We start from the raw sequence: 19,283 nt of genomic DNA on the forward strand, positions 1-19,283 counted from the left end.
ACTCACTGGGCATCGATCGCGTCAATGACCGCCTGGATCACTTCATCCACTTCTTCTGTCGTCATGGCCAACCACAAGGGCAGACGGAACAGGCGCTCACTTTCTCGGGTGGTATGCATATCTTCCCCATGCAAACGGCCCAAGCTGCGGCCCGCCGGCGCCGAATGAAGCGGGATGTAATGGAATACTGCTCCGACGCCTCGGGCGCGCAGCATTTCAAGTATCTGCGTACGTTGCTCAAGCCCGGAGGCTTTGAGATAGAACATATGCCCATTGGCCACACAGTCACCCGGCAACTGCGGCAACTCAATCAGGCCCCGCTCAGCATAAGGCGTCAGCGCCAAATAGTAGCGGTTCCAGATGGAAAGACGTGCTTGGTTTATTTCATCTGCCTTCTCTAGCTGACCGTAGAGATAAGCGGCCTGCAATTCACTGGGCAGATAACTGCTGCCCACATCGATCCAAGTATATTTATCTACCATGCCGCGGAAAAACTGAGACCGGTTGGTCCCCTTCTCTCGAATAATTTCGGCGCGACTGACGAACTGCGGATCGTTGATCAACAGCAATCCACCTTCACCGCCACTTGTATAGTTCTTGGTTTCGTGGAAGCTGAAAGCACCCATATGGCCAATCGTGCCGAGCGGCCTACCTTTGTATGTCGACATCATGCCTTGGGCGGCATCTTCGACGACGAGTAGCCCATGACGCCCAGCGATTGCCATGATGGTGTCCATTTCACACGCCACGCCAGCGTAGTGAACAGGAACGATTGCGCGTGTGCGTTCAGTGATTGCCGATTCGATCAAGGCTTCGTCAATATTCATCGTATCGGGCCGCACATCGACGAATACGATTGTCGCTCCGCGCAGCACGAAAGCGTTCGCCGTACTGACGAAGGTATAGCTCGGCATGATAACTTCATCGCCAGGCTGGATATCCAACAGGATGGCAGCCATTTCCAAGGCTTGCGTACATGAAGGTGTCAGCAAGGTCTTGTTGCAGGAAAAGCGTTCTTCGAACCATTTTTGGCAGCGGTGCCCATAGGCACCGTCGCCGGAAATCTTGTCACTGCGCATGGCGGCTAGCACATGGACATCTTCGTTACCCGTGTAGGGCGGTTTGTTGAATGGAATCATTTTTCAAACTCTTCGATGAACTGTTTTTCCAGATTGAGCAAATCACGGCTACGCTCTTTCAAACGTACCGCTGGCGCACCGGCGTAAATACCCCACGCCTCGGTGGATCGAGTAACAAGGGCCATTGCTCCGATAGCGCACCCCTCAGCGATATCGACACCCGGCATGATCACCGCGCCCGCGCCGACGATGACTTGCCGGTGAAGATGAACGGCCGCGAACTTCTCGTTCTTGAACTGCTTGGGAATATTCGAATTGACCAGCGTTTGACCGCTGTAATCATCAGACTGCGAAAACACCTTCACGCCATACGCCAAGGTGCAAAAGTCGTCCAGCACAATGCCCGGAACGCCTCCCGCCACCAAGCACATAGGCGTGACATGGATAAAACGGCCAAAACGGATTTTTCCGGAGATGACGCAAAAATCATCAATCCTAAGATCATCGCCCAGCTCCATCTGCTCTGGGTTGTAAATAGCCGCTTTATCGCTGATCCTTACATTCCTGCCCAGCTTCTTGAAACCCATCGCTCGAAGCTGTTCCTCGGTGAGGTAAGCCATTCAATGATATCCCTGTGTACTTGACCTGATACTCGATCTGCTACCGAAAACAGCAATTTTTCTTATCGCAGGCATCTGCCATGGCCTGCCTGGATGACGTAGCCAGCACGCATCTGCCCCAAGCCTCTAGCTACCTACCCTCTGAAAGGAGCGCTATCGGATGGAGCAGGCAGTATAACGTCGACGCCCGTGTGGTAAAGCTGGCTGCAGGCGCTCCGTCGTAGAGAGTGGCAAGCCCAATGCAACCCAGCTTCGCACCAGCGATGTCATGCGTCCGTTACAAGAACACCATTTCGACGCCCGAGTTCATCCGGCAATACGGGAGAGGGTGTAGCCGTCACGTGCAGCGTCTGCGCTTGCCGAGGCGGGTTACTCATTGCAGCTCGCATCAATACGGCAACCACACCGATCAGCAAACCAATGATCAGACCAACGCCAACCCAAATACCTTTACGTGGCTTGATCGGTTTGTTGGACGCGACCGCACGCTGGTCAACACTGACAAGACTCAAACCCTGCAGCTTTGTATCAATGGCCTGCAAGCGTGCGCGCTCAACTCTCAACGCCTCGATTCCCTCAAGAAATGCCTGGTCATTTCCACGACTCTTGATCGCTTCCACACTGCGGTTGTTAGAAAGCAGAATGAGCTCTTTGCGTATCTGACCAATTCTTGGTTCGACGAAGTCGTCTGAGGTTCGCTTACGCAGCGCAGCACGCTCAGCTAAAAGCACATCGGTACCCATGAAGTACAAGGGTGCCGGTCGACCGTTCACCTCGGTATTGATGATATTGCCATTCCCTGCCGTCTCTTCTGCCATCCTCGACGGCGTCGAAGGCTTTTTCAGACCCAGGCTGGTGGCAATGGCGATGGCCTCATCCAACTCAGCCAAACGCGCTTCACGCTGCAATTTCAACTGAACACGCAGAGCCTTTAGCTCGTCATTGAGCTGCGCACGCTTCACGGCGTCGTCTTCTTCAAGACGCGCAATTCGCCCCTCGTTACCTGCACGATACTCAGATAATGCGGAATCAAGCTTCGCATTGACTTCAACCAAGCGGTTGGCCAGGATAATCTGCATATCTCTAGACAACTGTAGGCGTTCGCGCTCTACGGCGTAGTCTACAAAGTCGTTCAGGACAGCGGCACCGTCGACGGTCTTCTCATAACGCATCTTCAACGCGACGAACTCGCTAAGAAGATCCGCTTTCTTGGCATCTGCGACCGCCAGAGTCAGCGCTGTATTGTTGAATTCCTGGAAGGCTTGCTCAGTGCTTTGCCCCTCATCACGATAGGCCGCAATCAGGTCAGGTCTCGAACGGAAAAAAGCCAAGCGAGCATCGTACGAGTCCAGTCGCGCTCCTACTCTTTTCAACGCCTCGCTTGGCGGCAGCGTGTAGATTTTCGAGCGATTCAAGGCGTCCAGCTGATTGAGCTCTACAGGTCGTAATGTCGTCGAGACCTCGTACACAGGGGGAACGATAAAAGCCAACGCCAAGCCGACTAACGCGCAAGCACCAGCGACAGCGATAATAAGCAAACGCCTGCGCCAAAGGGTACGAAAAATAGCAGCAAGGTCTATTTCGCTGGAGGCCGACGCATACGCACCGCGGGAATCGATATTCACTGTGTTCTGCCTGCAAGGTATTAGTGTCATCACCCCGAGGCAGGCCAGGCCGGTAAGCGCTTCGTGCGGCTTTCTCCAGCTATCCGTGCCGTCGGCGAGGGACGCGCATTGTTACACCTTACGCCCGCCGCAACAATGACTTCGAGATAGCATCGACTAGCACATTTCAGCCAGCCCGAAATTTGCGCCTCACCCACAGATCACGGCCTACCGCCACGCAAGCACCGAGGCCAACACCCAGCAGAGTCGCGATCAACATGATAATGGCCTTGCGCGGCTTCACAGGTTTATCCGGCGGCGATACCGCGCCATCCTGCTGGTACATGGCAACCAGGGAAGGGTCTATCTTCAGCTTGCGTAGAAAACTGAGTTTTTCTTGCCGCTCGCGCAAACCAGGAATATAGGGGTCGTTGGAAGCCCGTGACTCCAGATTGGCAATCTCTGCCTCTAGGGCCTTGCTACCGCGCATGTATACAAGAGCGCCGCCCATCCCAGCCGAGACCTCGTTGGATAGCGTATTGGATATCAACGGCGGTTTTTCCAGACCTATCGAATGCGCGATACGCAATGCCTCCTTGAGCTGGGCGATTTGGTCGGAGCGCTGATTACTCGCACTGGCACGCGAAGCACGAATTTGCTGCTCGAGGTTATCGGCCATGATCGAAATATCGCTGCGCGTTCCGCTGAGCAACTCGTTTTTTGCCCTTTCTGCGGCCATCTCGGCGTAGGTCGACACCCATATAGCAGCCAACCGCGGATCTTCGACACCGGCAGTGATCACGTAGCGATCCGGCATATCGCTGCCCGCTTGCGCGATTACAAGCTTGGTGTTGAACTCGGCATACAATGCATCCCGAGATCCTTCACGCTCGCGCTGGGTCAGGGTCGGCAAATACGTCTTACGGAAGAACTTATCGCGCACAGCCTCAGACTGCAGGGCGCTCAGATAAATGCTATACACGTCTTTCGCACTCAAGGGTCGAAGCCCTGTGCTCTCCCCACGCCCAAAGTTGAGCTGTGCAATTTCGTCCTGTGTTGGGGCACGAATATACAGCTTCGCTTCATAGACTGGAGAGGCAAGCAGCACGTAAGCCAGTGCTAAGACAATGATAGGGACCGCGACAATTGCGACCCAGAGTTTTTGCCGCCACACGCCCTGCGCAAGCTCAACCAGATCAATCTCATCACCACCAGGAAGCTCGCTTTCATTGCGCATCTATTCTTTTTTTCCTTCGTTCATCTGATTTAATCAGCACAGGAGTCATGCTTGGACACCCGTCCAGCCTGAACGCCCTACAATCAAGCGTAGCGGCTGTTTTTCGCTTTGCTACACACTCGAACTCACTTCGCAGCAATCGGCAATAGAGTGAACCACGCCTAGGAAGTTCCTGATTTTCTTGCAGAACATCACAGAAATTTTGACAGCACTCGCCAGCCTACACCTACATCGCCAGCAAGGCATGGGTTTGACATTGGGCGCACACGCCCGGCAAGGGAAAATGGGAATCGACCAAGACAACAGGGGCAGGGATTGCGCCAGGGCTCCTAGAGAGGATTGTCTGTCGACCCGCCCAAGAGAACATGAGCCTTAGCACAGCGCTTGGAGCGTTGAGCTTAAACGATCAAGATACCGCCAAACTACGAAGAAGCTTCGGGCACGCCAGTAGGATTTTTCCGATCAACCTTGAGTGGGACCTGTCGAGCGGAGTGCCTTGCTTCCCGCTTACGGAGGCGAGTTGAGAAGATCGTCAGAAAAGGCCCTATAGCCATACCCACAACAAGCGCACCAATCACAGGCACGGCAACAGGCATGGAGGGCGCTGCCCAGCCAAATAGCACCAATGAGACCATCTGCTGATTCTCCAGCACGAAGAACAGCACCAATGCGACCAATACAACGACCAGAGATACCAACAAGGCACGCTTGAGACTACGCATTGAAAAGCTTCCTCATCGACTAAGAATGCATCGAATCTTCTTCATTGACCCGATCACGCAGCTCTTTGCCTGGCTTGAAGTGCGGCACGAACTTACCTTCGAGCTCCACCGACTGCCCAGTCTTGGGATTTCGTCCCACGCGTGGCGCCCGATAGTGGAGAGAAAAACTCCCGAAGCCACGAATCTCGATGCGATCGCCCGTTGCCAGACATTGTGACATCTGCTCGAGCATGGTCTTGATGGCCAACTCCACGTCCTTGGACGAGAGCAGCCCCTGATGGGTGACTATACGTTCGATCAGCTCGGACTTCGTCATGTTTTTCCCTTCGTTATCAAGCAGCTAGATCGTTGCCTAACCAGTTTGTAGCACGCTCCGAAAGATTTGAACAGCATAGGGTCTTGACTTGACGAAAAAAACAAATCCCTTTCGCAAAAAATGCGTCCGCGCGCAGTCGACGCAAAAAACCGATAGAGGCCGCACAAAGATTTGTAGGATTTGACATAATCGCGAGTAGGACGCATCCGCTTTGCATTGTCGCAAAAGTGGATTGCTACGACATTTCTTGCTTGTGCGTCGAACTCATCAGGATTGTTTTATGCGGATACCCTTCCCTTACCTCACCTTTGCGACCCTATTTCTCACCGCAGGCGCGAGCGCTCAGGTAGCGGCCGCACAAGGCCACTCGTGGCAGAACGAGCCATCGGAATTCCTAGGCGTTCCTTTTTTTGGTGATTTCAAGTCTCAGTTGCCGGAATGCATGGACACCACTGCTCGCCAACCCAATCTGTGCTGGAATCAGACACCCGAGCCAGAACGCTACGAGATTCGCGGACTGCCCTACATTCCAATCAGCTCTGGATACCAACTTTTCGCCGACCTGAAGGATGGCTCGATTGGCCAGCTCACGCTGACCGGTAACGCCAGTAGTTTAGAGCTGGTTTCCGACTTTCTGGCCGATACCCTGGGAAAATCTGGCTCGAGCCTGAGCCGTCGAGTGCAACTTAGCACCGGCGCATCTTATGAGATGAAAACCATCACCTGGCAGGGCAAGCGAATTGCAGTTCACTTCCAGCGCAACGAGAGCGATCTGAGCCGTTATACAGTGGTGTTCACACCTACGGCATCCGACCTCAAGACCCTTGAAACCAGCCCGTCAGTTGACGAGGAATCTGGTACGTAGATCACCCCACACTCTCGATCAGGGTAGTGAGATCCGCACAGCATATTTCGCACAAAAAATTGACAAAAAAAGGGCGACCCGAGGGTCGCCCTTTTTCTTACCGATCAAACAGAACTCAGTTCTGCTTGGCCATTGCTTCGCGCAGCAGCGCAGCCATGGTGGTATCGGCAGCAGCTTCCGGAGCGGTGTTTTTCAGGCTCTGGATAGCTTCGCGCTCTTCAGCATCGTCCTTCGATTTGATGGACAGGCTGATGACGCGGGACTTGCGGTCAACGCTGATGATCTTGGCTTCGATCTCTTCGCCTTCCTTCAGCACGTTACGCGCATCTTCAACGCGGTCACGGCTGATTTCGGAAGCCTTCAGAGTCGCTTCGATGTCATCGGCCAGGGTGACGATGGCGCCTTTGGCGTCAACTTCCTTCACGACGCCCTTAACGATTGCACCCTTGTCGTTGACAGCAACGAAGTTGGAGAACGGATCGTCTTCCAGCTGCTTGATACCCAGGGAGATGCGCTCGCGCTCTGGGTCAACCGACAGGATGACGGTTTCCAGTTCGTCGCCCTTCTTGAAACGACGTACGGCTTCTTCGCCGGTTTCGTTCCAGGAGATGTCGGACAGGTGAACCAGACCGTCGATGCCGCCGTCCAGACCAATGAAGATACCGAAGTCGGTGATCGACTTGATGGTACCGGTGATCTTGTCACCCTTGTTGAACTGGCCGGAGAAGTCTTCCCATGGGTTGGATTTGCACTGCTTGATACCCAGGGAAATACGACGACGCTCTTCGTCGATGTCCAGAACCATGACTTCCACTTCGTCGCCAACCTGAACGACTTTCGACGGGTGGATGTTCTTGTTGGTCCAGTCCATTTCGGAAACGTGTACCAGACCTTCAACACCTTCTTCCAGCTCAGCGAAGCAGCCGTAGTCGGTCAGGTTGGTGACGCGCGCTTGCACGCGAGTACCTTCTGGGTAACGGGCAGTGATAGCGACCCACGGATCTTCGCCCATTTGCTTCAGACCCAGCGAAACGCGGTTACGCTCACGGTCGAACTTCAGAACGCGCACGTCGACTTCGTCGCCAACGTTAACGATTTCCGATGGGTGCTTGATGCGCTTCCACGCCATGTCGGTGATGTGCAGCAGGCCGTCGATGCCACCCAGGTCCACGAATGCGCCGTAGTCGGTGAGGTTCTTGACGATACCTTTGACCTGCTGGCCTTCCTGCAGGGTTTCCAGCAGGGCTTCGCGCTCGGCGGAGTTCTCGGCTTCCAGCACGCTGCGACGCGAAACGACAACGTTGTTGCGCTTCTGGTCCAGCTTGATGACCTTGAATTCCAGCTCTTTGCCTTCCAGGTGGGTGGTGTCGCGCACTGGGCGGACATCAACCAGGGAGCCCGGCAGGAACGCACGGATGCCGTTAACGTCGACAGTGAAGCCGCCTTTAACCTTACCGTTGATAACGCCCTTGACCACTTCTTCGGCGGCGAAAGCTGCTTCCAGAACAATCCAGCACTCAGCGCGCTTGGCTTTTTCACGGGACAGCTTGGTTTCGCCAAAGCCGTCTTCGACCGCGTCCAGCGCAACGTGCACTTCGTCACCGACCTTGATGGTCAGCTCGCCAGCTTCGTTGTAGAACTGCTCGAGCGGGATGACGCCCTCGGATTTCAGACCGGCATGTACGGTAACCCAGTCGCCGTCGATGTCGACAACGATACCGGTGATGATGGCACCCGGCTGAAGATTGAGGGTTTTCAGGCTTTCTTCAAAGAGTTCTGCAAAGCTTTCGCTCATTTTAATTCCTGTAGATTCGGGCGAAACAGACGCCCATCGCCACATTCCAGACAATGTGGGTTTCGTTTAAGTAAAGGAAAGCAGGCAGGACGATGACTGGTGCCCCTGCCTGCTTTCCTGATGATCAGAGCAGATCGCGCAGGGCGATCTCGCTTCTGATCCGTTGCAGCACCTGCTCGATGGACAATTCGGTGGAGTCCAACTGGATGGCATCGGCCGCCGGCTTGAGCGGGGCCACTGCGCGTTGGGTGTCGCGCTCATCGCGCGCACGAATCTCATCTAGCAGACTTGACAGACTAACATCTTCACCCTTGCCCTTCAACTGCAGGTAACGGCGACGCGCTCGTTCCTCGGCACTGGCCGTAAGGAAGACTTTCAGCGGTGCGTCTGGAAATACCACGGTGCCCATGTCGCGACCGTCGGCAATCAACCCCGGCGCTTCGCGGAAGGCACGTTGGCGCTGCAGCAGCGCTTCGCGAACGGCCGGCAGTGAGGCAACCATGGAGGCACCCGCCCCGACCGTCTCGGTACGGATGACATGGCTGACATCCTCGCCTTCGAGAATGATTTGCTGCAGCTTGCCGGGCTCCGCCGCGATGAACTGCACGTCCAGGTGAGCCGCCAAGGCCTTGAGCAGTTCTTCGTTGGTCAGGTCGACGCCATGGTTGGTCGCGTTGAATGCCAGCAACCGATACAGCGCCCCGGAATCGAGCAGTCGCCAGCTCAGCTCACGCGCCAGCAGTCCAGCCACGGTACCCTTGCCGGAGCCGCTGGGTCCATCAATGGTGATGACCGGCGCCAGCGAATTCACGACTGCGCCTCTTGTGCCACGCGGATACCCACTTCGGCACACAGCGCCAGGAAGTTCGGGAACGATGTGGCGACGTTGGCGCAGTCATGAATGCGGATTGGCGCGCTGGCCCGCAGTGAAGCGACGCTGAAGGCCATGGCGATACGGTGATCACCGTGACCATGGACTTCGCCGCCACCGATCGGTCCGCCATCGATGATGATGCCATCCGGCGTGGGCTCGCACGTGACGCCCAGCGTCTGCAAGCCATCGGCCATGACCTGGATACGGTCGGACTCCTTGACCCGCAGTTCTTCGGCGCCGCGCAGCACGGTACGCCCTTCGGCACAGGCCGCGGCGACGAACAGCACCGGGAACTCGTCGATGGCCAGCGGCACCAGCGCCTCTGGAATGTCGATGCCCTTGAGCTTCGCGCCGCGCACGCGCAGGTCAGCGACCGGCTCGCCACCAACTTCACGCTGGTTTTCCAGAGTGATGTCGCCGCCCATCAGGCGCAGGATATCGATCACGCCGGTTCGGGTCGGGTTGATGCCGACATGCTCCAGCACCAACTCAGAACCTTCGGCAATGGATGCCGCCACCAGGAAGAAGGCCGATGACGAAATATCGCCGGGCACTTCGATGCGAGTGGCTTTCAGCGTGCCGCCTGCTTGCAGCGAAGCTACCGGACCATCGCTGTGCACCGAATAACCGAAGCCCCGCAGCATCCGCTCGGTATGATCACGGGTTGGCGCGGGCTCGGTGACGGTGGTGGTGCCTTCGGCGTACAGGCCAGCCAGCAACAGGCACGACTTCACTTGGGCGCTGGCCATCGGCAACGTGTAGTTCAGCGCCTTCAGTTTCTGGCCACCACGAATGGTCAGCGGTGGACGTCCCTCAGGCCCCGTCTCGACCACAGCCCCCATTTCCCGCAGCGGATTGGCGACGCGGTTCATGGGGCGCTTGGACAGCGAGGCATCGCCGGTCATGGTCACGTCGAATGACTGTCCAGCCAACAGCCCGGAGAGCAGGCGCATCGAGGTGCCCGAGTTGCCCAGGTAGATCGGACCGGGCGGCGGCTTGAGCCCCTGCAGGCCGACACCGTGAATGGTCACGCGGCCGTGGTGCGGACCTTCGATGACCACACCCATGTCACGGAAGGCCTGGAGGGTTGCCAGAGCATCCTCGCCCTCGAGGAAGCCCTCGACCTCAGTGGTGCCCTCGGCCAGGGAGCCCAGCATGATCGAGCGATGGGAGATGGATTTGTCGCCCGGTACGCGAATCCGTCCGGACAGGCGGCCACCAGGTTGGGCCAGGAAAATCAGGTCGTTGGCGTTCATAGCGTCCACATAGGCCCGGCGGGCCAGGATTTTACTGAAATGCTCACGGGCGACCCGAGCACGGGTGAACACACCCAGCAGTTGGTGCCCGTCTCCTGCATCGACCGCGTCGCGCAAGGCGTCGAGGTCGCTGCGAAATGTATCCAGCGTGCGCAGGACAGCCTCGCGGTTGGCGAGGAAGATGTCGTGCCACATGATCGGGTCGCTGCCGGCGATTCTCGTGAAATCGCGGAAGCCCCCGGCAGCGTACCGGAAGATATCGAGGTTTTCATTGCGTTTGGCCAGCGAGTCCACCAGACCGAAAGCCAGCAGGTGCGGCAAGTGACTGGTGGCGGCCAGCACTTCGTCGTGGCGCTCGACCGGCATGTGTTCCACGTCAGCGTCCAGCGCACGCCACAACCGATCGACCAATGCCAAGGCGGCGCCATCGGTTTCGCCAAGCGGCGTGAGGATGACCTTGTGCCGACGGAACAGCATCGCGTTGGATGCCTCCACACCGCTCTGCTCGGAACCCGCGATCGGGTGGCCCGGTACGAACCGAGGAAGACGCTCGCCGAGCACAGCCCGCGCAGCGCGCACCACATTGCCCTTGGCGCTGCCGACATCGGTAATTACAGCCCCCCCAAGCTCCAGCACAGCCAAGCGCGCAAGAAGCTTCTCCATGGCGAGAATCGGAACAGCAAGCTGGATCACATCGGCACCGACGCACGCGGTGGCCAGATCGTCTTCGCAACGATCGACCACGCCGAGCGCCACCGCCTGCCTGCACGACTCGGCATCCAGATCGACGCCGACCACTTCGCGGCACAGGCCGCTTTCACGCAAGCCCTTGGCGAAAGAACCACCGATCAGGCCGAGACCGACGACGACCAGACGATCGACGATGGGCGCGGATTTGCTTTCTGCTGCATTTACCACGGGTGCGAACCTTGTTTGGAAATCGGGACGAACTGTGAGGGTGTGGCGGGCCGCTCTACACCCCTACAGCCTCGAGTCAAAGCACCGCCTTCGGATAAGACCCAAGCACCTTGAGCGCTACCGCTTCCTGGCTGATCTGCTCCAGCACGGCCTTGATCAATGGGTCACGATGGTGGCCGACGAAGTCGATGAAGAACACGTAGGTCCACTTGCCACTGCGCGAAGGCCGCGTCTCAATGCGGGTCAGGTCGATCCCGTTATCGTGGAACGGCACCAACAACTCGTGCAGCGCACCGGGTTTGTTGCTCATGGAGACGATGATCGAGGTCTTGTCGTCCCCAGTCGGCGGCACTTCCTGGCTGCCGATCATCAGAAAACGCGTGGAGTTGTCCGGACGGTCTTCGATTTTCTCAGCCAGTCGGGTCAGCCCGTAGAGATTGGCTGCCATGTCACCGGCGATCGCCGCCGAATTCCATTCGCCCTTCACGCGCTTGGCCGCCTCAGCATTGCTGGAGACCGCCACGCGCTCGACGTTCGGGTAGTGGGCGTCCAACCATTTGCGGCATTGAGCGAGCGACTGCGCATGGGAGTAGATGCGCGTGATGCTGCCGGTCTTAGTGTTCTCCCCCACCAGCAGGTGATGGTGGATACGCAGCTCCACCTCACCGCAGATCACCATGTCATGCTCGAGGAAACTGTCCAGGGTATGGCTGACCGCACCCTCCGTCGAGTTTTCCACGGGCACCACGCCGAAGTTGACGGCACCGGCCGCCACCTCTCGAAACACCTCGTCGATGGCCGCCATGGGGCGACTCACGACCGCGTGGCCGAAATGCTTCATGGCCGCCGCTTGCGTAAAAGTACCTTCAGGGCCGAGGTAAGCCACTTTCAGCGGCTCTTCCAAGGCCAGGCAGGAGGACATGATTTCGCGGAACAGTCGCGCCATCTCCTCGTTGCCCAGTGGTCCTCTGTTGCGCTCCATCACGCGCTTGAGCACCGCAGCCTCACGCTCAGGACGGTAGAACACCGGCTTCTCGCCTTCGGCGAGCGAGGCGGTCTTGACCTTGGCCACTTCCTGGGCGCAGCGGGCGCGCTCGCTGATCAGCTCGAGGATCTTCTCGTCGAGGCTGTCGATGCGTACGCGCAGCGCCTTGAGTTCCTGCTCGACCATCAGGCGTGCTCCTTCTCGAATTCAGCCATGTACTGCACCAGGGCCTCGACAGCCTCCAGACCCAAGGCGTTGTAGATGGAAGCGCGCATGCCGCCAACCGAACGGTGCCCTTTGAGGTTGAGCAGACCGCGTGCATCGGCGCCGGCCAAGAAGGCTTTGTCCAGGCGCTCGTCAGCCAGGCGGAACGGCACGTTCATCCACGAGCGGGCATTGTGGCTGATGGGGTTGGTGTAGAACTCGCTGGCATCGATGAAGCCATACAAGCGGTCTTTCTTGGCCCGATTGCGCTGCTCCATGGCCTCGACACCGCCCTGCTCCTTGAGCCACTCGAAGACCAGGCCCGACAGGTACCAGGAATAAGTAGCCGGCGTGTTGTACATCGAACCGTTATCGGCCGAAATCTTGTAGTCGAGCATGGTCGGGCAACTGCTGCGGGCGCGACCCAGCAGGTCCTCTCGCACGATCACCACCACCAGACCACTCGGGCCGATGTTCTTCTGTGCGCCCGCATAGATAAGTCCGAACTGGGACACATCGATAGGCCGGGAGAGAATGTCGGAAGACATGTCCACCACCAGCGGTACGTCGCCCGTCTGCGGCACCCAGTCGAACTGCAGTCCGCCGATGGTTTCATTGGATGCGTAGTGGACGTAGGCAGCATTAGCGGTCAATTGCCACTCGTTTTGCCCGGGAATGGCCAGGTAATCGTAAGGCTTGGCGCTGGCGGCCACGTTGATGGTGCCAAAGCGGCGACCTTCCTCGATGGCTTTCTTCGACCAGATACCGGTCTCGATGTAGTCGGCGGTGCCGTTCTCCGGCAGCAGGTTCAACGGGATCTCGGCGAACTGCTGGCTGGCACCGCCCTGCAGGAACAGCACTTTGTAGTTCGAGGGGATGGACAACAGTTCGCGCAGATCCTGCTCGGCCTTTTCGGCGATCGCGACGTATTCGTCGCTGCGATGGCTCATCTCCATCACCGACAAGCCTTTGCCATGCCAATCCAGCATCTCGGCCTGGGCGCGCTGCAGGACAGCGTCGGGAAGCGCGGCAGGGCCTGCGCAGAAGTTGAAGGCTCGTTTGCTCACATCCACTCTCGCTCTGACAAATAGAACAAAATCGTTACTGGCGGGCCGCGCTGTTGCTCGCATGGGCGACGCCGAGGCCGCCTTGCGGTCTTAGCGCGGCGCAAGGCCGCTCCCACAAGAAGCGACCCCTGAATACCGGGCATTACCAAGGGCAATCAGTCGAACGGGGCGACCTTGGTCGCCCCGTTCGGGTCTTGCGTCTACTTACTCCTGCGGAGCCTCTTCAGCACCCGCAGCATCGTCATCTGCACCTTCGAGCTCGACGCCCTCCTCGCCCAACTCGACGCTGTCGTCGAGCTCGTCTTCGGAAGGCTCCTGGATACGCTCCAGACCTACCAGCGTCTCGTCGCTGGCCAGCTTGATCAGCGTCACACCCTGCGTGTTGCGGCTCAGGCTGGAGACCTCGCCGACGCGCGTACGAACCAAGGTACCCTGGTCGGAAATCAGCATGATTTCCTCGCCCTCATGGACCTGGATGGCCCCGATCAGCAGACCGTTGCGCCCCTTGGTCCCCATGGCGATGACGCCCTGACCACCGCGACCGCGACGCGGGAACTTGGACAGCGGCGTGCGCTTGCCATAGCCGCGCTCGGAAGCGGTGAGGATCTGCGCGCCGGACTCGGGGATCAGCATGGAGATCACCTCCTGGCCCTTGCCCAGACGCATACCGCGCACACCGCGAGCGGTACGGCCCATCTGGCGAACCACGCCTTCGGCGAAGCGGATCACCTTGCCGGCACTGGAGAACATCATCACTTCCTTGGCACCATCGGTGATCGCGGCGGCGATCAGGGTGTCGCCCTCCTTGAGCTTGACGGCGATCAGACCGTTGGAGCGAGGACGAGCGAACTGCACCAGCGGGGTCTTCTTCACGGTCCCCAAGGCGGTCGCCATGAAGATGTAGGCGCCGGTCGGCTCGGCGACCAGCTCTGGCGTGTCACCCTCTTCCTCGTCGACTTCTTCGGGCTCGACCACCTCGCCCTCGAGCACGGCGTCATCGGCCTCATCGAGCTCTTCGTCGAGCTCATCGCTTTGCTGCAATGCTTCGAGGTCGATCTGCAGCATGGCAGTGATACGCTCGCCCTCTTCCAGGGGCAGCAGGTTGACCATCGGACGGCCGCGCGCCGCGCGGGACGCTTCAGGAATATCGTAGGTCTTGAGCCAATACACCTTGCCCTTGCTGGAGAACAGCAGGAGGGTGGCGTGACTGTTGGCAACCAGCAGATGCTCGATGTAGTCCTCGTCCTTCACGCCGGTCGCCGACTTGCCCTTGCCACCACGGCGCTGCGCCTGGTAGGCAGACAGCGGCTGGGTCTTGGCATAGCCACCGTGGGAAATGGTCACCACACGCTCTTCTTCGGGGATCATGTCGCCGTAGTTGAGGTCGTGGCGGGCATCGAGGATCTCGGTGCGACGCACATCGCCATACTCGGCGCGAATCGCCTCCAGCTCTTCGCGGATCACTTCCATCAGGCGCTGGGCGCTATTGAGGATGCGGATCAATTCGCCGATCTGCTCGAGGATCTCCTGGTACTCGGCCAGCAGCTTCTCGTGCTCCAGGCCGGTCAGGCGGTGCAGGCGCAGCTCGAGGATGGCCTGGGCCTGCTCGGGCGACAGCCAGTATTTGCCATCACGCAGACCATACTGCTCCGGAAGGTCCTCTGGACGGCAGGAGTCGGCGCCAGCACGCTCGACCATGACCTGCACGGCGCTGGACTCCCAGGGCGTACTGATCAGCGCTTCCTTGGCCTCCGACGGCGTTGGCGAGGCCTTGATCAGCGCGATGACCGGGTCGATGTTGGACAGCGCGACCGCCTGACCTTCGAGGATGTGCCCACGCTCGCGTGCCTTGCGCAACTCGAACACGGTGCGCCGGGTCACCACTTCACGGCGGTGACGCACGAAGGCTTCGAGCAGGTCCTTGAGATTGAGCAGGCGCGGACGACCGTCGATCAGGGCGACGATGTTGATGCCGAACACGCTCTGCAGCTGGGTCTGCTGGTAGAGGTTGTTGAGCACCACCTCCGGCACCTCGCCGCGACGCAGCTCGATGACGACGCGCATGCCGTCCTTGTCGGACTCGTCACGCAGCTCGGTGATGCCTTCGAGCTTCTTCTCCTTGACCAGCTCGGCAATCTTCTCGATCAGACGCGCCTTGTTCAGCTGGTACGGCAGCTCGGTGATGACGATCTGCTGGCGGCCACCGACCTTGTCGATGTCTTCGATCTGCGAGCGGGCGCGCATGTAGATGCGGCCACGACCGGTGCGATAGGCCTCGATGATGCCCTGGCGGCCGTTGATCAGGCCAGCGGTCGGGAAGTCCGGGCCCGGGATGAACTGCATGAGTTCGTCGACCGTGACCTCGGGATTGTCGATCAGCGCCAGGCAGCCATCGATCACCTCACCCAGGTTGTGAGGCGGGATGTTGGTCGCCATGCCCACGGCGATGCCGCTGGAACCGTTGACCAGCAGGTTGGGGATCTTGGTCGGCATGACCGCCGGGATCTGCTCGGTGCCGTCGTAGTTGGGGACCCAGTCGACGGTTTCCTTGTGCAGGTCGGCCAGCAGCTCGTGGGCCAACTTGGTCATGCGCACTTCGGTGTAACGCATGGCGGCGGCGTTGTCGCCGTCCACCGAGCCGAAGTTGCCTTGACCGTCGACCAGCAGGTAGCGCAGCGAGAACGGCTGCGCCATGCGTACGATGGTGTCGTACACGGCGGTGTCGCCGTGCGGGTGGTACTTACCGATGACGTCACCGACCACACGGGCGGACTTCTTGTACGGCTTGTTCCAGTCGTTGCCCAGTTCGCTCATTGCGAACAGGACGCGGCGATGCACGGGCTTCAAGCCATCACGCGCATCGGGCAGCGCTCGCCCGACAATCACGCTCATCGCGTAGTCGAGGTAGGACTGTCTCAGTTCGTCTTCGATATTGACCGGGAGGATTTCTTTGGCCAGTTCGCCCATGAGAAGCCTGATTCCTTTTTCTGGTGAAACTTCGTGATGTCCATCGGTGGACGAACGAAGCTCGCCGCCACCGCGTTCGACGCAGGGGCGACATACGACAAATCAATGAGTTGAGCCCAGGATCTGCGCAATGAAGGGCACCGCAAACAGCACCCTTGGAAACTGCCGGATGGTATCACAAACGGCTGCGCGGTGGGAGAGAGGGCAGGATGCCACTGGGGCGTAATTCTGTGCCGATCTGCCAGGCGTTCCCGCACTCAATGCAGGCGTTTGCGACACATCAGTTGGGCGATCTTGGCCGTATCAGGACGCTCGACAATGCCCCTTTCGGTCACGATCACGTCGATCAGATCTGCGGGCGTCACATCGAAGACGGTATTGAACACTTCGACCTCGGCCGCCATCCGCTTGCCGGCCACTTCAAGCAGTTCGTCCGCCTCGCGCTCTTCCAGAGGAATGTCTTCGCCACTGGGCAAATTCAGGTCGATGCTGGTGCTCGATGCCACGACCATGAAGCGCACGCCGTGATGCATGGCCGCGACCGCCATCTGGTAGGTACCGATCTTGCTCGCCACATCGCCATTGGCGGCGATGCAATCGGCGCCGACCACGACCCAAGTGATGCCTTTGGTCTTCATCAGATGTGCCAGCGCCGAGTCGGCACATACGGTGACCGGGATGCCCTCATGCGCCAACTCCCAGGCCGTGAGCCGCGAACCTTGCAGCCACGGCCGGGTTTCGCCGGCATACACCCGCTCGACCATGCCTTCCAGGTAGGCGGCGTGGATCACCCCCAGGGCCGTACCGAAGCCACCACTGGCCAGGGCGCCGGCGTTGCCGTAAGTGAGCAAGGTCTGCTCGCTACCCTGATGGCGACGGATCTGCTCGATGCCGTGCTGGGCCATGGTCAGGTTGGCTTCACGATCGCTTTCGTGGATGGCCACCGCCTCGGCTTCCATCAGCCCCAACAGATCATCTTCGGGACTCAGGCGCTGCAGGCGCTCACGCATGCGATTCAGCGCCCAGAAAAGATTGGCAGCCGTAGGGCGCGCTTCAGCCAGCTCGAGAAAATCCTCCTCCAGCGCCTGCTCCCAATCGTCCTCGACCAAGCGCTCGCGCAGGGCAAGAACCAGCCCATAGGCTGCAGCGATACCAATGGCCGCCGCCCCACGCACGGCCATGGCGCGGATCGCCTGCACGACGGAGGCGACGTCGGCACACTCCAGCCATTGCTCGCGGGCAGGCAGCAGACGCTGGTCGAGCAGGTGCAAGGTGCCATCACGCCACTGGATGCCGGTCACCTTCTCTGCCGCCATAAGTCGCTCGCGCATCGCCTCTCCCCGCCGTTGACTGATCAAAAGCGGACGATTATAGCGAGCCCAGGCCGCGAGCGCTCGGGTATACTGCGCGTTAAATCGTCAGAAACCCCGGATCCTGCGCATGCCGCCAGCCTCTTTGCCCGTTGACCTGCTGCTCGTTCCCACCTGGCTGGTGCCTGTGGAACCGGCCGGGGTGGTGCTGGAGGGGCACGCACTTGGCATTCGCGATGGTCTGATCGCCTGGTTGGGGCCGCGCGAGCGGGCACCGCAGGCACGGGAGGTGCTCGAACTGCCCGACTGCGTGCTGACCCCTGGGTGGATCAATGCCCACGGCCATGCTGCCATGAGCCTGTTTCGCGGCCTGGCCGACGACCTGCCGCTGATGACCTGGCTGCACGCGCATATCTGGCCCGCTGAAGCGCGCTGGGTCGATGAGGCTTTCGTGCGAGACGGCACCGACCTGGCCATTGCCGAACAGCTCAAGGGCGGCATCACCTGCTTCGCCGACATGTATTTTTTCCCGCGCGAAGCCTGTGACCGCGTGCATCGCAGTGGTATGCGCGCGCAAGTGGCCGTGCCCTTGATGGACTTCGCCGTTCCCGGCGCGCGCAGCCCCGACGAAGCCCTGCATCAGGCCATCGCGCTGTTCGGCGACGTGCGCCATCACCCGCGCATCACCCTCGCCCTCGGCCCTCACGCGCCTTATACGCTCAACGACGAAAACCTGGAAAACATTCGCGTCATCGCAGACCAACTGGATGCGCCGTTGCACATGCACATCCACGAAACAGCCGATGAAGTGCAACGTGGCGAAGCCGAACACGGCGAGCGCCCGCTGACGCGCCTGGCCCGTCTGGGCCTGCTTGGCCCGCGCCTGCAGGCTGTACACATGACCCAGGTCAGCGAAAACGACCTGGCCCTGCTGGTAGAAAGCAACACCAGCGTGGTGCATTGCCCACACTCCAATCTCAAACTGGCCAGCGGTTTCTGTCCGGTCGAGCGCCTGTGGCAGGCCGGCGTCAACGTCGCCCTGGGTACCGATGGCGCCGCCAGCAACAATGCCCTTGACCTGCTCGGCGAAGCCCGCACCGCCGCCCTGCTGGCCAAAGCCGTTGCCGGTTCGGCCACTGCCCTGGATGCCCACCGCGCCTTGCGCATGGCCACGCTCAACGGCGCCCGGGCGCTGGGGCTGGAGGCCTGCATCGGCTCGCTGGAAGTCGGCAAGGCAGCGGACATCACTGTGTTCGACCTCTCGGGCCTGGCTCAGCAACCGGTGCATGATCCTGTTTCACAGTTGATCTACGCCACGGGCCGCGACTGCGTGCGCGATGTCTGGGTGGCGGGCCAGCGCCTGGTCGAGAACCACCGACTGACTCAGATGGACGAGGCCGCGCTGATCGCCAGCGCCCGCGAGTGGGGCGCGCGTATTCGCGACGGCCAAGCATGACTGGCGGG

Annotated in this window: 15 protein-coding genes; 2 read left to right on the forward strand and 13 right to left on the reverse strand. The window is 59.5% G+C overall.

The annotated features are described in order from the left end of the window. Positions 1-2: 2 nt before the first annotated feature. From rffA to ihfB, 6 genes are all read right to left on the reverse strand, one after another. On the reverse strand, positions 3-1,139 hold the full coding sequence (gene rffA / locus NJ69_RS11730) for a dTDP-4-amino-4,6-dideoxygalactose transaminase (RefSeq protein WP_039579263.1): 1,137 nt from the start codon (positions 1,137-1,139) through the stop codon (positions 3-5). After that, positions 1,136-1,699, reverse strand: a complete 564-nt coding sequence (locus NJ69_RS11735; RefSeq protein ID WP_029613720.1) for an acyltransferase — start codon at positions 1,697-1,699, stop codon at positions 1,136-1,138. The genes rffA and NJ69_RS11735 overlap by 4 nt, the downstream gene beginning before the upstream one ends. Before the next feature lie 266 nt (positions 1,700-1,965). Further along, entirely contained in the window at positions 1,966-3,324 is a 1,359-nt protein-coding gene (locus NJ69_RS11740; protein ID WP_240326866.1) for a Wzz/FepE/Etk N-terminal domain-containing protein, read from the reverse strand. A 166-nt stretch (positions 3,325-3,490) separates the two neighbouring features. Then, entirely contained in the window at positions 3,491-4,540 is a 1,050-nt protein-coding gene (locus tag NJ69_RS11745; RefSeq protein ID WP_039579265.1) for an LPS O-antigen chain length determinant protein WzzB, read from the reverse strand. A gap of 422 nt (positions 4,541-4,962) precedes the next feature. Next, on the reverse strand, positions 4,963-5,262 hold the full coding sequence (locus tag NJ69_RS11750) for a LapA family protein (protein WP_029613718.1): 300 nt from the start codon (positions 5,260-5,262) through the stop codon (positions 4,963-4,965). 19 nt (positions 5,263-5,281) lie between these two features. Continuing rightward, positions 5,282-5,578, reverse strand: coding sequence for an integration host factor subunit beta (gene ihfB, locus NJ69_RS11755; RefSeq protein ID WP_029613717.1), 297 nt, complete (start codon positions 5,576-5,578; stop codon positions 5,282-5,284). A gap of 280 nt (positions 5,579-5,858) precedes the next feature. Here ihfB and NJ69_RS11760 point away from each other — a divergent pair, with 280 nt between their 5' ends. After that, positions 5,859-6,443, forward strand: a complete 585-nt coding sequence (locus tag NJ69_RS11760) for a hypothetical protein (protein ID WP_029613716.1) — start codon at positions 5,859-5,861, stop codon at positions 6,441-6,443. 115 nt (positions 6,444-6,558) lie between these two features. Here NJ69_RS11760 and rpsA read toward each other — a convergent pair whose 3' ends face one another. From rpsA to mtnA, 7 genes are all read right to left on the reverse strand, one after another. Beyond that, a complete protein-coding gene (gene rpsA / locus NJ69_RS11765) occupies positions 6,559-8,238 on the reverse strand; it encodes a 30S ribosomal protein S1 (RefSeq protein ID WP_029613715.1) in 1,680 nt (559 codons plus the stop codon). 124 nt (positions 8,239-8,362) lie between these two features. After that, positions 8,363-9,049, reverse strand: coding sequence for a (d)CMP kinase (gene cmk / locus NJ69_RS11770; RefSeq protein ID WP_029613714.1), 687 nt, complete (start codon positions 9,047-9,049; stop codon positions 8,363-8,365). Continuing rightward, positions 9,046-11,253 carry a bifunctional prephenate dehydrogenase/3-phosphoshikimate 1-carboxyvinyltransferase gene (locus tag NJ69_RS11775; RefSeq protein WP_039583244.1) on the reverse strand — a complete coding sequence of 736 codons (2,208 nt, stop codon included), beginning with the start codon at positions 11,251-11,253 and terminating at the stop codon, positions 9,046-9,048. The genes cmk and NJ69_RS11775 overlap by 4 nt, the downstream gene beginning before the upstream one ends. Before the next feature lie 109 nt (positions 11,254-11,362). Continuing rightward, positions 11,363-12,457 carry a prephenate dehydratase gene (pheA, locus tag NJ69_RS11780; RefSeq protein ID WP_029613713.1) on the reverse strand — a complete coding sequence of 365 codons (1,095 nt, stop codon included), beginning with the start codon at positions 12,455-12,457 and terminating at the stop codon, positions 11,363-11,365. Beyond that, positions 12,457-13,542 (reverse strand): 3-phosphoserine/phosphohydroxythreonine transaminase, encoded by a 1,086-nt coding sequence (serC, locus tag NJ69_RS11785; RefSeq protein WP_039579268.1) that lies wholly within the window; start codon positions 13,540-13,542, stop codon positions 12,457-12,459. The genes pheA and serC overlap by 1 nt, the downstream gene beginning before the upstream one ends. A 204-nt stretch (positions 13,543-13,746) precedes the next feature. Continuing rightward, the gene (gyrA, locus tag NJ69_RS11790; protein ID WP_039579271.1) at positions 13,747-16,509 is read right to left on the reverse strand and encodes a DNA gyrase subunit A; all 2,763 of its coding nucleotides are present in this window, start codon (positions 16,507-16,509) and stop codon (positions 13,747-13,749) included. 257 nt (positions 16,510-16,766) lie between these two features. Continuing rightward, on the reverse strand, positions 16,767-17,840 hold the full coding sequence (gene mtnA, locus NJ69_RS11795; RefSeq protein WP_039579273.1) for an S-methyl-5-thioribose-1-phosphate isomerase: 1,074 nt from the start codon (positions 17,838-17,840) through the stop codon (positions 16,767-16,769). Positions 17,841-17,949: 109 nt separating this feature from the next. Between mtnA and NJ69_RS11800 the strand changes: the two genes are divergently transcribed. Further along, a complete protein-coding gene (locus NJ69_RS11800) occupies positions 17,950-19,275 on the forward strand; it encodes a TRZ/ATZ family hydrolase (RefSeq protein WP_039579276.1) in 1,326 nt (441 codons plus the stop codon). The last annotated feature ends 8 nt before the right edge of the window (positions 19,276-19,283 follow it).

This window comes from Pseudomonas parafulva (assembly GCF_000800255.1).
Taxonomy (GTDB): Bacteria; Pseudomonadota; Gammaproteobacteria; order Pseudomonadales; family Pseudomonadaceae; genus Aquipseudomonas; species Aquipseudomonas boreofloridensis.

Excerpts from the sequence above, each read along its gene's own strand:
- rffA (WP_039579263.1), bottom strand. The coding sequence starts at position 1,139 with ATGATTCCATTCAACAAACCGCCCTACACGGGTAACGAAGATGTCCAT.
- NJ69_RS11735 (WP_029613720.1), bottom strand. The coding sequence starts at position 1,699 with ATGGCTTACCTCACCGAGGAACAGCTTCGAGCGATGGGTTTCAAGAAG.
- NJ69_RS11745 (WP_039579265.1), bottom strand. The coding sequence starts at position 4,540 with ATGCGCAATGAAAGCGAGCTTCCTGGTGGTGATGAGATTGATCTGGTT.
- NJ69_RS11750 (WP_029613718.1), bottom strand. The coding sequence starts at position 5,262 with ATGCGTAGTCTCAAGCGTGCCTTGTTGGTATCTCTGGTCGTTGTATTG.
- ihfB (WP_029613717.1), bottom strand. The coding sequence starts at position 5,578 with ATGACGAAGTCCGAGCTGATCGAACGTATAGTCACCCATCAGGGGCTG.
- NJ69_RS11760 (WP_029613716.1), top strand. The coding sequence starts at position 5,859 with ATGCGGATACCCTTCCCTTACCTCACCTTTGCGACCCTATTTCTCACC.
- rpsA (WP_029613715.1), bottom strand. The coding sequence starts at position 8,238 with ATGAGCGAAAGCTTTGCAGAACTCTTTGAAGAAAGCCTGAAAACCCTC.
- pheA (WP_029613713.1), bottom strand. The coding sequence starts at position 12,457 with ATGGTCGAGCAGGAACTCAAGGCGCTGCGCGTACGCATCGACAGCCTC.
- gyrA (WP_039579271.1), bottom strand. The coding sequence starts at position 16,509 with ATGGGCGAACTGGCCAAAGAAATCCTCCCGGTCAATATCGAAGACGAA.
- mtnA (WP_039579273.1), bottom strand. The coding sequence starts at position 17,840 with ATGCGCGAGCGACTTATGGCGGCAGAGAAGGTGACCGGCATCCAGTGG.
- NJ69_RS11800 (WP_039579276.1), top strand. The coding sequence starts at position 17,950 with ATGCCGCCAGCCTCTTTGCCCGTTGACCTGCTGCTCGTTCCCACCTGG.